Origin of the sequence: Paenibacillus rhizophilus, from assembly GCF_003854965.1 — a bacterium.
GTDB lineage: Bacteria > Bacillota > Bacilli > Paenibacillales > Paenibacillaceae > Paenibacillus_AQ > Paenibacillus_AQ rhizophilus.
Window position 1 is genome coordinate 426,456 of the sequence record NZ_RQPI01000001.1, and the last position, 11,769, is coordinate 438,224.

General features: G+C 53.4%; 11 protein-coding genes. 5 read left to right on the top strand and 6 right to left on the bottom strand.

Features of this window, described 5'->3' with window-relative positions; genetic code table 11:
• Positions 1–74 precede the first annotated feature (74 nt).
• Both EH198_RS02040 and EH198_RS02045 read right to left on the bottom strand, forming a co-directional pair.
• Positions 75–2,171: an ABC transporter ATP-binding protein gene (locus tag EH198_RS02040; RefSeq protein WP_124693882.1), complete on the bottom strand. Its 2,097-nt coding sequence runs from the start codon at positions 2,169–2,171 to the stop codon at positions 75–77.
• Between the two features lie 61 nt (positions 2,172–2,232).
• The gene (locus EH198_RS02045; RefSeq protein ID WP_124693883.1) at positions 2,233–3,975 is read right to left on the bottom strand and encodes an ABC transporter ATP-binding protein; all 1,743 of its coding nucleotides are present in this window, start codon (positions 3,973–3,975) and stop codon (positions 2,233–2,235) included.
• 500 nt (positions 3,976–4,475) lie between these two features.
• Here EH198_RS02045 and EH198_RS02050 point away from each other — a divergent pair, with 500 nt between their 5' ends.
• Positions 4,476–4,814, top strand: a complete 339-nt coding sequence (locus EH198_RS02050; protein ID WP_124693884.1) for a HesB/YadR/YfhF family protein — start codon at positions 4,476–4,478, stop codon at positions 4,812–4,814.
• A gap of 142 nt (positions 4,815–4,956) precedes the next feature.
• Here EH198_RS02050 and EH198_RS02055 read toward each other — a convergent pair whose 3' ends face one another.
• The 3 genes from EH198_RS02055 to EH198_RS02065 all read right to left on the bottom strand — a co-directional run bounded on the left by EH198_RS02055 (position 4,957) and on the right by EH198_RS02065 (position 7,022).
• On the bottom strand, positions 4,957–5,472 hold the full coding sequence (locus tag EH198_RS02055; protein ID WP_124693885.1) for an ADP-heptose synthase: 516 nt from the start codon (positions 5,470–5,472) through the stop codon (positions 4,957–4,959).
• Positions 5,473–5,571: 99 nt separating this feature from the next.
• Entirely contained in the window at positions 5,572–6,015 is a 444-nt protein-coding gene (locus EH198_RS02060; RefSeq protein ID WP_124693886.1) for a DUF441 domain-containing protein, read from the bottom strand.
• A 2-nt stretch (positions 6,016–6,017) separates the two neighbouring features.
• Positions 6,018–7,022: a YpdA family putative bacillithiol disulfide reductase gene (locus tag EH198_RS02065; protein WP_124693887.1), complete on the bottom strand. Its 1,005-nt coding sequence runs from the start codon at positions 7,020–7,022 to the stop codon at positions 6,018–6,020.
• 192 nt (positions 7,023–7,214) lie between these two features.
• Between EH198_RS02065 and EH198_RS02070 the strand changes: the two genes are divergently transcribed.
• Both EH198_RS02070 and EH198_RS02075 read left to right on the top strand, forming a co-directional pair.
• Complete coding sequence (locus tag EH198_RS02070; protein WP_124693888.1) at positions 7,215–7,811, top strand: DUF2087 domain-containing protein; 597 nt, start codon at positions 7,215–7,217, stop codon at positions 7,809–7,811.
• 119 nt (positions 7,812–7,930) lie between these two features.
• Positions 7,931–8,386, top strand: coding sequence for a DUF3939 domain-containing protein (locus EH198_RS02075; RefSeq protein WP_124693889.1), 456 nt, complete (start codon positions 7,931–7,933; stop codon positions 8,384–8,386).
• 104 nt (positions 8,387–8,490) lie between these two features.
• Here the strand turns inward: EH198_RS02075 and EH198_RS02080 are convergent, their stop codons facing one another.
• Positions 8,491–9,321, bottom strand: a complete 831-nt coding sequence (locus EH198_RS02080; RefSeq protein WP_124693890.1) for a helix-turn-helix transcriptional regulator — start codon at positions 9,319–9,321, stop codon at positions 8,491–8,493.
• 117 nt (positions 9,322–9,438) lie between these two features.
• On the opposite strand from EH198_RS02080, the gene EH198_RS02085 reads away from it, so the two are divergent.
• Together EH198_RS02085 and EH198_RS02090 are read left to right on the top strand one after the other, a co-directional pair.
• Positions 9,439–10,659 carry an MFS transporter gene (locus EH198_RS02085; RefSeq protein ID WP_124693891.1) on the top strand — a complete coding sequence of 407 codons (1,221 nt, stop codon included), beginning with the start codon at positions 9,439–9,441 and terminating at the stop codon, positions 10,657–10,659.
• A gap of 126 nt (positions 10,660–10,785) precedes the next feature.
• Complete coding sequence (locus EH198_RS02090) at positions 10,786–11,457, top strand: HAD family hydrolase (protein ID WP_124693892.1); 672 nt, start codon at positions 10,786–10,788, stop codon at positions 11,455–11,457.
• Positions 11,458–11,769 lie beyond the last annotated feature (312 nt).

Below are 11,769 nucleotides of genomic sequence, written 5' to 3' on the forward strand. Positions count from 1 at the left end.
CCCTGTCCGGTGGGACAGGGGTCGGCAGATATTAAGAGGAGACATCAAAAGTTTCATCGGCAAGGCGGAATGGTCTATCCTTGACGGCCCGCCGATTGCATACCGGCCGGAATATGGACAGCCGGGGCGGTCTCGGCAGTTTGAGCGGTATCCTCCTTCTGGACGGCAGAGCCGGTCTGAAGCTGATACATACGGTAGTAGCGGCCGCCAAGCGCCATCAGCTCATCGTGGCTGCCCCGTTCGACGATTTCCCCGCGGTGCAGAACGAGGATTTTGTCTGCGCTGCGGATCGTCGACAGCCGGTGGGCGATGATGAATGTCGTCCGCCCCTTCTTAAGGACTTCCAGCGCCTGCTGGATGAGGCTCTCCGTCTCGGTGTCGATATTGGATGTGGCCTCATCGAGAATCAGGATCGCAGGGTCGAAGGCGAGCGCGCGGGCGAATGAGATCAACTGGCGCTGCCCTGCGGACAGCGTGCTGCCTTTTTCCACGACCGGCTCGTCGAAGCCCTGCGGCAGATGGGCAAGCAGCCGGTCCGCGCCGACTTCTCTGAGCGCCCATTCCACTTTTTCCCTCGTTATACTCTCGTCTTCCAGGCTGACGTTCGAAGCGATAGTTCCGGTGAACAGAAAAGGGTCCTGAAGGACGATGCCCATATGCTTCCGCAGCCACTGTTTCGGAATGTCCGTCGTCTTTTGTCCGTCAATGGAGATCGAGCCGCGCTGCGGGTCGTAGAAACGGAACAGCAGATTGATGATCGAGCTTTTGCCGGAGCCCGTATGGCCCACCAGGGCGACGGTCTCGCCGGAGCGCGCCTCGAAGGAAATGTCGCGGAGGACAAAGTCTTTTTTGTAGGCAAAGGAGACATCCTTGAACACCACATTTCCTTTGTAACGGGGCATACCGCCATCGGTTACGCTCTCGCCGGGTTCGTCCATGAGCTTGAAGACGCGGCCGGCCGATACCATAGAGGTATCAAGATTCGCAAGCTGGTTGACCATGCCGATGATCGGCTGGAACATCCGTCCCAGCACGTCGACGAAGGCGTAGAGGACGCCCAGCGAAACGATCGTTCCTCCGCTCAGGCTGCCGAACCCGAAATACCAGAGTACGAGCGCGAAGGAAAGACTGCGGAGCGAACCGACCAGATTATGCGAGGTAAGCGAGTTGAGATTCAGCATTTTGTTCTGGTACTTCAAATAATCTTCGTTGAGCGTCTCGAATTCGTCCAGCCTCTGCTTCTGGCGGCGGAAGATGCGGATAATCGACATCCCCTGAATTGACTCGTTAATGATGGCGTTAATCTCACTGAGGCGGGAGCGGATGATCGTGTTATATTTGGTTGCGACCTTGCGGTACAAAATCACCCACACCACGATGACCGGGGCGATGAACAGACTGACCAGTCCGAGCCGGGCATCCAGCAGGAACAGGGCGGTATAGACGCCGATAATGTTGATAATTCCACTGGCGAAGTTGGACAATACGGCGATGAACAGTTCTTTGACCGCTTCCGTATCGTTGGTAACACGGGATACCACTTTGCCCGCAGGCAGATTATCGAAAAAATAGACCGGCAGCCGCTGAATATGTGCGTACACATCGGTACGCAGCCGGCGGACGACTTGGTTGGCGGATGATTGCAGCCAGTAGGTCTTGCCGAATTCGGCGAGGATCGAGATGACCAGGAACATTCCGTACAGTCCGACCAGCTTGGTAATGCCCGGGAGCTCCGGTTTGTAAAAAGCGAACAATTCATCCGTCGTAAGTTTAACGGCCGGATAGCTCAACTTGTTGCCGCCGCTGTCGATTGTGACTTGGCCTGCTTCAAAGCTGCGTTCCCCGTCTGCCGCTTCGACGGGCTGGCCGATGAAATAGAAGCTTCGTCCAACCTGGAGCAGGCGGACCTCGCCGCCCTTTTCCTCTCCCGGCTTGAACCTGTCTCCGCGCTTATAATAGGCGTTGTTGTACAGAGCGGCATCGTCTGGCGACGAGGTCTGGTAGTAAGGCTGTTCAATGGCAAGCATATGGTTGTCGATCATGCTTCTGGCTATAAAAGGGCCCGCCAGCTCCGCCGCGACTCCGATGGAGAGCAGGAGGAGCGCTGCGATGAAGGTTGTCTTCGCATGCAGCGCATATTGCAGCAGGCGTCTGCCCGTATTTTGTTTCAAGATGAATGGCACCTCCCTGGTAAATGGTGAACACTTGCTTATCACATTAAAATTGTTTTCTTTAGCCCAGATTATCCTCCACCTGCTGGCGTTCGTACTGCTCCCGGTACCAGCCGTTCAGCCCGAGCAGCTCCGTATGGGTTCCGCGTTCGATAATTCTCCCGTTGTCGAGCACGACGATTTGGTCGGCATGCTCGACGGCTGAGAGGCGGTGGGTGGAAATCAGAGTCGTCTTTCCGGCTCTCTGAGACCGGATGTTATCGACAATCCGCGCTTCGGTCCGGGCGTCCACCGCCGACAGCGCATCGTCGAGAACCAGGATTTCCGGCTCGGCGATAAAAGCGCGGGACAGCGATACCCGCTGCTTCTGGCCTCCGGAAAGAGAGACGCCCCGCTCTCCGACAAGCGTATCCAGGCCGCTCTCCAGCGTTTCCAAATCGCTGCGGAAGGCTGCGGTGGAAATCGCCTCCAGAATTTTGTCGTCGCTTGCGTTCACGAGTCCGAACTGGATATTTTCGCGCACGGTTTTGGAGAACAAAATTTGTTCCTGCGGCACATAGCCCATCCAGCCGTGAAGACGGTCAAGCGCTATGTTCTGAATTGGAACGCCTGAAATGAGAATGCTGCCGGTTCCGGTCGGGTATTCATGGAGCAGCTGTTTGAGCAGCGTCGATTTGCCGCTGCCGGTGCGGCCGACAACGCCCAGCGTCTCGCCTTTGGACAGCGACAGGCTGACGCCGGTCAGATTATCGATAGTGGACGATGGGTAGCGAAACGTCACATTATTGAATTCAATTAAGCCCGGATCGGATACGGCGACCGGATTAGCAACGTCCTGCACATCCGGCACGGCATTCAGCGTCTCATCGATCCGTTCGAGCGAAGCGCCGCCGCGCTGCATCACATTGATCAGCTCGCCGATGGCGAACATCGGCCATACGATCATGCCGAGGTACATATTGAACGATACGAGGTCGCCCAGCGTGATCTGATTGCGGAGAACGAGATAAATACCGTACGTCAAGCCGATAATGTAGCTCAGGCCCACGCAGAACCGGATCGTCGGTTCGAAAAAAGAGTCGACCCTGGCTACGGCCATATTTTTGCGGTAGACGTCATCCGTTATAGCCGCGAAGCGCTTCTCATCCAAGCGCTCCTGCACGTAAGCGCGAATGACCCGCACGCCGGATACGGATTCCAGCACCTGGTCGTTCATATCGCCGAAGGCGTCCTGCGCCAAGGTGTAACGGTCATGAATCGCTTTGCCGTATATGACCATGGCCACTGCGATCAGCGGCAGCGGCAGCACGGCGGCCAGTGTCAGCTTCCAGCTCACCAGAAAGCCCATGGCAAAGAGTACAACAGCGAAAAAAATGGTGGAGTCGACGAGCGTCAGCATGCCGAAGCCCACGGTGACGGATACCGCCCGAATGTCGTTGGTGGCCCGGGCCATCAGATCACCGGTGCGGTTTCGCTCGAAGAACGAGGGTGTCATCGTAAGCAGGTGGTTCATAAAGCGGGAACGCAGCAGGCGTTCGACCAGGTTCGATCCTCCAAACAGGTTCCGCATCCATATGTAGGTAATCCAGTAGATGATCAGAAGCAGAGCGATAATCATAGCGATATACTTGATCAGAGAACCTGCGGTAATGGAGCCGCGTACGATTTCGTCGATAGCGGAACCCAGGAGGCGCGGGGGCAGCAGTTCAATGATGCCCGCTATAATCAGCACGAACAGGCCGATCGTATAGCGCCTTTTCTCCCGGCGGAAGAACCAGCCGAGATCTTTTAACACGGAAAACATGTAAAATCCCTTCCTTTCGAGGGTGGAGTTGCGTCGGCAATAAGTTCAGGGTCAAGCCGGATCGATCAGCTTCGGTAGGCAGCAAAAAAGGCATACCATCCGTTAACGGACGATATGCCTGGTTCTCAAACGTATCATGCGCACGGTGCATAACAGCACCGGCGAGGAAAATGTTCGGCTTCCCGAAACAAAAGCGGCTAGAACGCGCGCTTCCGGGAAAGATTCACCTGCAGGGCTGCTTCGGTATTCGGTTGGATAAGGCTGCCGACAATAGTGTGATGGATATCCGTAAATTTAAACACCGAGATCACCCTTTCGTTAAGATTGGTAATAATTTGCAACGTTTCGCTAATTCAGAGTTTATCACCGGCTCTGCAAATTTGTCAAACATATTTTTGAACAAAAAAAGAATTTTAACGAATCGCTCTATTCCGCAAGCGATTGGAATAGAGCTTGGATTAAGGTATGATAAAAGTAATAGACAAAGGAGTTGAAGCTTTATGAGTGTTTCTGTCAGTCCTGAAGCCGCCTCCTGGTTCAAGCGGGAACTCGGTTTGACGGACGGTGCCAGCATCCGCCTGTTTCCCCGGTACAGCTCGGGCGGCGGACTGCATCCCGGATTCTCGCTGGGCATTGCCGTGGAGCCTCCGGGGCGTCCGGGGCTTGAAGCCGCCTGCGAAGGTGTCGTATTTTACATGGAGGAGCAGGACCTGTGGTATATGGATGGGTATAATCTGTCCATCGTCTATTCTACGGAAGAAGATGACATCGAGTACCGGTATGAGCCTGCGCCAGGCGGAGAAGAAGCGCCTACAGCAGCCGCAAGCGCAAATAAGTAAGAGGGGCTGTCCCTCTTAAGCGCCAAGGATGCCGGATGTCAGGGGAACACCAAACAACAAACAAACGGGACCGGGGCAAGGAGATTCTCTTGCCCGGTCCCGCTTTTCATTTCAGTGCCCGGCGGAAGAATGGAAAGCCCCGTCAGTGGGACCTTCTAAACGTTTCTTCTTCCATGGCAAATTCAAAGTCGTCGATATCGTATACTGTCACGGGAATGCCGCCGTCGATAATCCGGTGGATCATCTCGAACTGGTCGGTCAGGATCGGAATCTTTTCCCGCTGCGAAGACAGGAGTAGCTCGGTTTCAATCGGGTCGAACGTCTCGCCGTAGCTGGCATTGTCCACACTGTTGATAATCGTTATTTGCGACTGCTCTCCAAGCAGAATGGCCGGACTTTTGGCCCAGGGTACGTTCAGGCAGCGGCGGATTTTTTTCTGGTTGAGCGGTTCTTCGAAATAGGCGATCAGCTCGCCGATCTTGACTTTGACGTGCTGGTCGTCGTCGGGAATATTCATCAGCGGCTCGCCGCTCTCCCGGAGCTCGTACAGTTCCAGTATGGTTGTGTAAGGAACGATATATTCCACCGGCGTTTTCGGCACCAGCAGCTGGCCGTAAATAGCCATCATCACGGCTTCTGTTATAAATTGTCTAGACATCTTTATCCTCCTGAAGTTCGGGGTGCAGCAATAATCCTTAAATACGTTTTAAAAATATCAAAACACTGTACAGAACAAAAGTCAATAAGCGTGTACCCATTACATTCTCCCGATAATGAGCGACAGTATGCCCGCGGCGATAAGCGGACCGACCGGCACCCCTTTGAAGACGGCTACCCCGATGACGGTTCCGATCAGCAGACCTGCGACAATCGTCGGCTGGCTGCCGATCAGCGTCGTTCCCCGGCCTCCAAGATAGGCGACAAGGATGCCGACGCCGATAGCGGTCAGCGATTTCCAGTGCAGGAATGCCTGGCCTATAGTTTGCAGCGAAATCCGCCCGCTTGCCAGCGGCGCCATGACGCCGATCAGCAGGATGATGATACCGACGGTCAGTCCATATTTTTCGAGCCACGGAAAAGCCTGGTGAAGACCGAGCAGACGCACAAGCAGCAGAGCTACCATGGCGATGGTCACGGTCGAGTTGCTGCTGATGATGCCGAGGCCAGCCAGCCCCAGAAGAAGCAGGGAAGTATAATCCATTGTCAGTTCAGCTCCTTGTCTCTGGCCGACTGCTTCCCGGCAAGATGCCCGGCGATCAGCGCCCCGTGCCGGCGTCCCGTCTCAATGAAGATTTCATTGGCGTTGCGCCCGGAGGCGATCACGCCCGCCACGTATACGCCCGGAATGTTCGTCTCCATCGTCGCCGGATCGAACACGGGCTTATCCATATCGTCGTCCATAAAGACACCTATCGAGGACAGAAGCCTGCGGTCCGGCCTGAAGCCGGTCATCGCCAGAACAAAATCATTGTCCACTGTGCAGGTTTCTGGCCGGGAAACGGAGGATACCACTACCGTATCCTCCGTGATTTCGGTAACTCTGGAGGAAAGATGGAGCCGGATTTTTTCCTTCTGCACCATGCTTTCAAAGATCGGACGCACCCAAGGCTTGATATTGCCGGAGATGCTGTCCCCGCGGTAGATCATGTCGACTTCCGCTCCGACCCGCATCAGTTCCAGGGCCGCGTCGACCGCCGAATTGCTGCCTCCGATAATCGCGACTTTCATGCCGGTGTACGGATGCGCTTCTCCGAAATAATGAGTCACTTTGGGCAAATCCTCTCCGGGAATGCCGATCCAGTTCGGCTGGTCGAAGTAGCCGGTAGATATCACGACGGAGGCCGCCCGCCGGGTCTGGCGCTCGCCGCGCCGGTTCACCGTATGTACGCCGAATTTCCCGTCTTCGAGCCGCTCGATAGCGGTCGCTTCTTCATATGCGGCAATCTCCAGACCATGCTTCTCGGCGGCCTTGCGGTAGTAGACGAGCGCTTCATGGCGGAATGGCTTCTCATTCGGCGTCGTAAAGGGTACATCACCGATTTCCAGCAGCTCCGGGGTGCTGAAGAACTGCATATGAGTAGGGTACAGGTAGATGGAATGGACAATAAAGTTTTTCTCCACAATAATCGCGGAGAGGCCCTGCCGGCGGCATTCGATAGCGGCGGACAAGCCGCAGGGCCCGGCTCCGATAATTATCACATCATGCATAAAGCGGACAACCTCCCGTAGTTTCCTCGCATTTACTGTCTACGTCTGAAACGTGTAAACTAAATCCTACCTCAATTTGCGCCTTTTTTCCAGGGGAGACGGGCTAGCGCTTATTCATTTGCTTAAAGGTCGTTCATTGTATATAATTAGATATATATCTAATGAGTTTCGTCCAAGAGGAGAGTGTCCGCATTGCAGCTCGATAAAATCGTTGGTTATCATAAAGCCCTCGCCGATCCCACCCGTCTTCGCATGCTTCTGCTGCTGTCTAAGGGGGAAATGCACGGCCAGGCGCTGGCGGAGAAGCTGAATCTGTCGCAGCCTACGGTAACGCATCATGCGGCCAAACTGCGCTCGGCAGCGCTTATCAAGGAACGCCGCGACAAGAACACCGTGTACTTTAAGCTGAATACGGAGTTTATCCGGAATGGCGGGGAGGCGTCGCTGCGGTTTATTTTTGACAAGGGGGCAAGTGAGATGGAAGAGGAGAGCAAGGAACAGAATCTGAAGGAATCGGTGATCCGCAATTTCTTTGCCAAGGACGGACGTCTGCGGCAGATTCCGGCGCAATACAAGAAAAAACTGATCGCCCTCCAGCATATTGTCGAACAGTTGAAGCCGGGCGTGGTATATAGCGAGAAAGAAATCAACGCCTTCATCAAACAGTACCATGACGACTTTGCCACCATCCGCCGCGAGTTTATCATGCATCAGTTCATGTACAGGGAGAACGACAAGTATGAGCTCAATCCGCGTGAAATATGGACGCATTGGGAATCTGTCAAATAATCGTCTTATAAATCGTACGGTTCTGTGACAGTAAGAATTTGATTTGATTAAAATTAAGATTGTGGAATAAAATAGAATTGTAAGCGTTATCTATGGCAACTAGAAAGGAGTCTTTCGAAATGCTTTTTAAAAAGTTTAAGAAAGAACCCGTCCCAAGCCAGGTCACCGTAACGTTGCCGGATGTTAAACAGGCCGTTCGCCAATTCGAATTGGATATGCCCGCCAAAATCAACCGTACCGTCCTGATGAAGGACGACAAAAGCATCGATTTGTCCCGGCTGGCCCGTTATTTGGGCGGAAGATCCGAGCAAAAGTTCTATATGTCGAGGGAAACGTTTGAAATTTTTGAGGAAGGGGATAAGGACATTCCCTATTTTCTCGATATGGTTCAGTCGGCGGTCGATAACTATATCAGTGATACAGGCAAGCTTCCTCTGCGTGAAGAAGCAACGCTTCCCGAGGTTCACTATCACTTGCTGTCCAGTCAAAGATATTTGAAGGAAACGCCGCCATTTCCGCTGTATATCACGGAAGATGAATTGATGCTGACCCACCGCCGTGAGCATTTCAAGTGACACAAGCCGCCAGCGCTTGCAGCCGGGCCTGGACCGGTAACGCCGAACTGCACATTTAGTTGCAGGACGGCACCTGCAGAGCTTTGGCGGGCTTATTTTTTTCCTCATGAAATCTTGTTATCCAGCAGCCGCTCCAGCCTCTGTCTTGATTCCGTGTCGCTTGCCAGGTGGACGGTAATCGTCGCATTCGGCAGCTCTTCCGCTTGAAAGGAAAGATAGCTCAGGCGAATATCGCCGACGTCAGGATGATGGATCAGTTTCTTGCCTTCCGGCGTCCCCGCAATGGTTTGTTCATTCCACCAATTCTCAAATTTGCCGCTGTGCCGAAGGAGCTGATTAATCAATTCCGTCCGTTCCGGATTCTCCGGAAACTGGCTGTGGACCATTCTTAGCTGACTCACGCGCAGTTTGGCATGACCTTCCCAGTTGTCCAGCAGCTTTTCCATATATGGGTCCATGAACGAGCGCCAGATTGAATTGCGCTGCAGCCTGGTCATTGCCGAATAATCCCCGAATACCGACAGAGCGGCCTGATTCCAGGCAATAATATTCCACTCGTGGTCGGTGATATAAGCGGGATAAGGATTTTGCAAATCCAGAAACTGCTGCATTCCGGAACTGACTTTAAATGAGCCGGGTGTTTCGTCGGGCAGCCGCTGCGCCGCCAGAGTATACAAATATTCCCGTTCTTTTCGATTTAGCTGCAGAGCATCGCTTAAGGTCAGCAATACCTCGGCTGAAGGGCGGACAGGCCTGCCCTGCTCCAAACGAACATACCAATCTATGCTTAAACCGGCCAATTCCGCAACTTCCTCGCGGCGTAATCCCTCAACCCGCCGTTTGCTTCCCGTAGGTAAACCAACCTGCTCCGGTGTGAGCGAAGCGCGTTTTTTCTTTAAAAAAAGCCCCAATTCCTGATGCTTGTCTTGTGTCATGACAAAGCCGCCCCTTTCGCTTGCATAGGTCCGCCAATCCTAGGATCACGCGTATCTTCTTACCGTCCAGAGTTCATTATACACTGGGTCGTATACAAGTAGAGAGGATGATCTGCCATGGAATCTGGCGCAAAGCTTAAGCATTTCCCTGTAGCTCTGCAATGGCTGCTTACCTTTGTGTGCATGCTTGCCGTTGCCAATTTGTATTATGATCAGGTTTTGCTTTCGGATATCGCCAATAGTTTTAATGTTCATCCGAATCAATCAGGATTACTGTTCACGGTCATTCAAGTGGGCTACACGCTCGGTTTATTATTTATCGTTCCGCTTGGCGACCGCTTTGACAGACGAAAGCTGGTTCTTGCCAGCCTGCTGCTGTCGGCTTTTTGGCTGGTTGCAATGACGATTATGCCTTCGTTCAGGCTTCTGCTGATTGCCGGGTTTGGCCTGGGGTTCAGCACGGTTGCGGCGCAGCTCATTATTCCGTTCGTTTCTTCAAACATGGATTCGGCAAAAAAAGGAGCGGTAACGGGAAGGCTGCTAACCGGCGTCTTCCTCGGGGTGCTGGTAGGCCGTGTGGCCGGTGGATGGATCGGACAACTATATGACTGGCGGACCGTACACCTGATTGCAGGAGGCATTTTATTGCTGTTAGCCGGTTATCTGTTTATGAAGCTGCCGAAAGATTCGATCCGGAAGCAAAGTTCGTACATACAAATCATGCGGTCAATGGTTCCCCTGCTCAGGGAGGAGCCGGTATTGAGGGAAACGATTTTTTTCGGCGCGGCCGCCTTTGCCGCCTTCAATGTCTTCTGGGTCCCCCTTTCATTTATTCTGAACGGCGCGCCTTATCATTTCGGGAACGGGATCAACGGAACATTCGGCGTCATCGGAATCGCAGGCACCTTGGCAGCGGGTTTCGCAGGCCGGCTGTCGGACGGCAATCATGCTCGCGGGTGGAATGTGGCTGCGCTGCTGACGATGATATTCTCTTTTGTACTATTAGGCATGGGTTGGTATCATGTATCAGTGCTCATAGCCGTCACTTTTGTGCTTGATGTAGGCTCCCGAATGAACATGACTTTAAACCAAGGACGTTTAAGCCGCCTGAATCCGGCACATCACAGCCGTCTAAATTCACTCTATATGGTTGGATATTATCTTGGCGGTTCCTTCGGCTCATGGGTGGGGAGCGCCGCCTATCAATACGGGCATGTGAGCGGAATGATTGCCGCTGGATGCGTGCTTCTGAGCTTGCCGGTTGTTTATTTCCTTGTCAGTTTAAGGAATCATCGGCGCATCCCGTTAAATGCCAATGATTTTGTTCGGAAAGTATGAGAACGCTCCTGATTCACCCTTTTTGCGAAACGGTCTTCACTTAGAGTAAAGCGCCATAGTACAATGGTTCCTGAAAGCCCGCTTACGGGCGACTCTACGCATTAAGAAAAGCAAGGGGAATCAGGTATGGAAACCGTAAAAGCTTTGCTGTTTGATCTTGACAATACGCTTATGGACAGGGATAGCACCTTTCGAAGCTTCAGCACGCAGTTTGTCTCTCATTTTCTCGGCCATCTGGAGCCGGACCGGCAGCTGGAAATCGTGGAAGATATCATAGTCAGGGATGCCGACGGGTATCGGGACAAGGACGGATTTTTCCGGGAACTGAGCGAGGTTCTGCCTTGGCGGGAATCCGTTTCGCCTGCAGAGATCCGCGCATTTTACGACTTGAATTATTCAGGTCATGGCGCGCTGATGAAGCATGCGGTCGAATCGCTTGGGTTTCTGAGGGAGCGCGGCTATGAGCTTGGTCTGTTAACGAACGGAAAAAGCGACATCCAGCACGGGAAAATCGATTTTCTTGGATTGCGCAGCCATTTCAAATCGATCGTGATTTCCGGCGAAGCCGGAATCAGCAAGCCGGACCCCGCCATCTATCGCCTGGCGCTGGACAAGCTGGGTTACGGCCCGGAAGAGACCGTGTTCATCGGGGATCATCCCGTGAACGATATTTGGGGCGCGGGGCGCGCCGGAATGAAGGGAATCTGGCTCCGCCGCAACCATCCGTGGAACGACAAGCTGGATGTGAAGCCCTGGAAGACCATCGATGATCTCCACGAGCTGCGCAGTATTTTGTAAAATAGGCTGGCTCAGGGTTGACAGCGGGACTCTCTCCCGTTTATGATGACACCATAAATTACCGGAAGGAGAGGATGTATTATGACAGTTTATACGGCTTGGGTCTTGTCGGTTGTTACTGCTCAGGATACGTGTCTTCCGGGAACAGGCTGCGGGCGTAGGTAGACGCCGCAGCGTAAGCGCGCACTTTTTGTTGATTGTCAGCGCCGCCGGGGACCGTATCGGTTCCGGCGGCTTTTTTGCATATGCCGATTAGACTCGGAGAAGTCTGACCGCATATGCGCGTTCACAGCGATTAGGCGTCCATTGGAC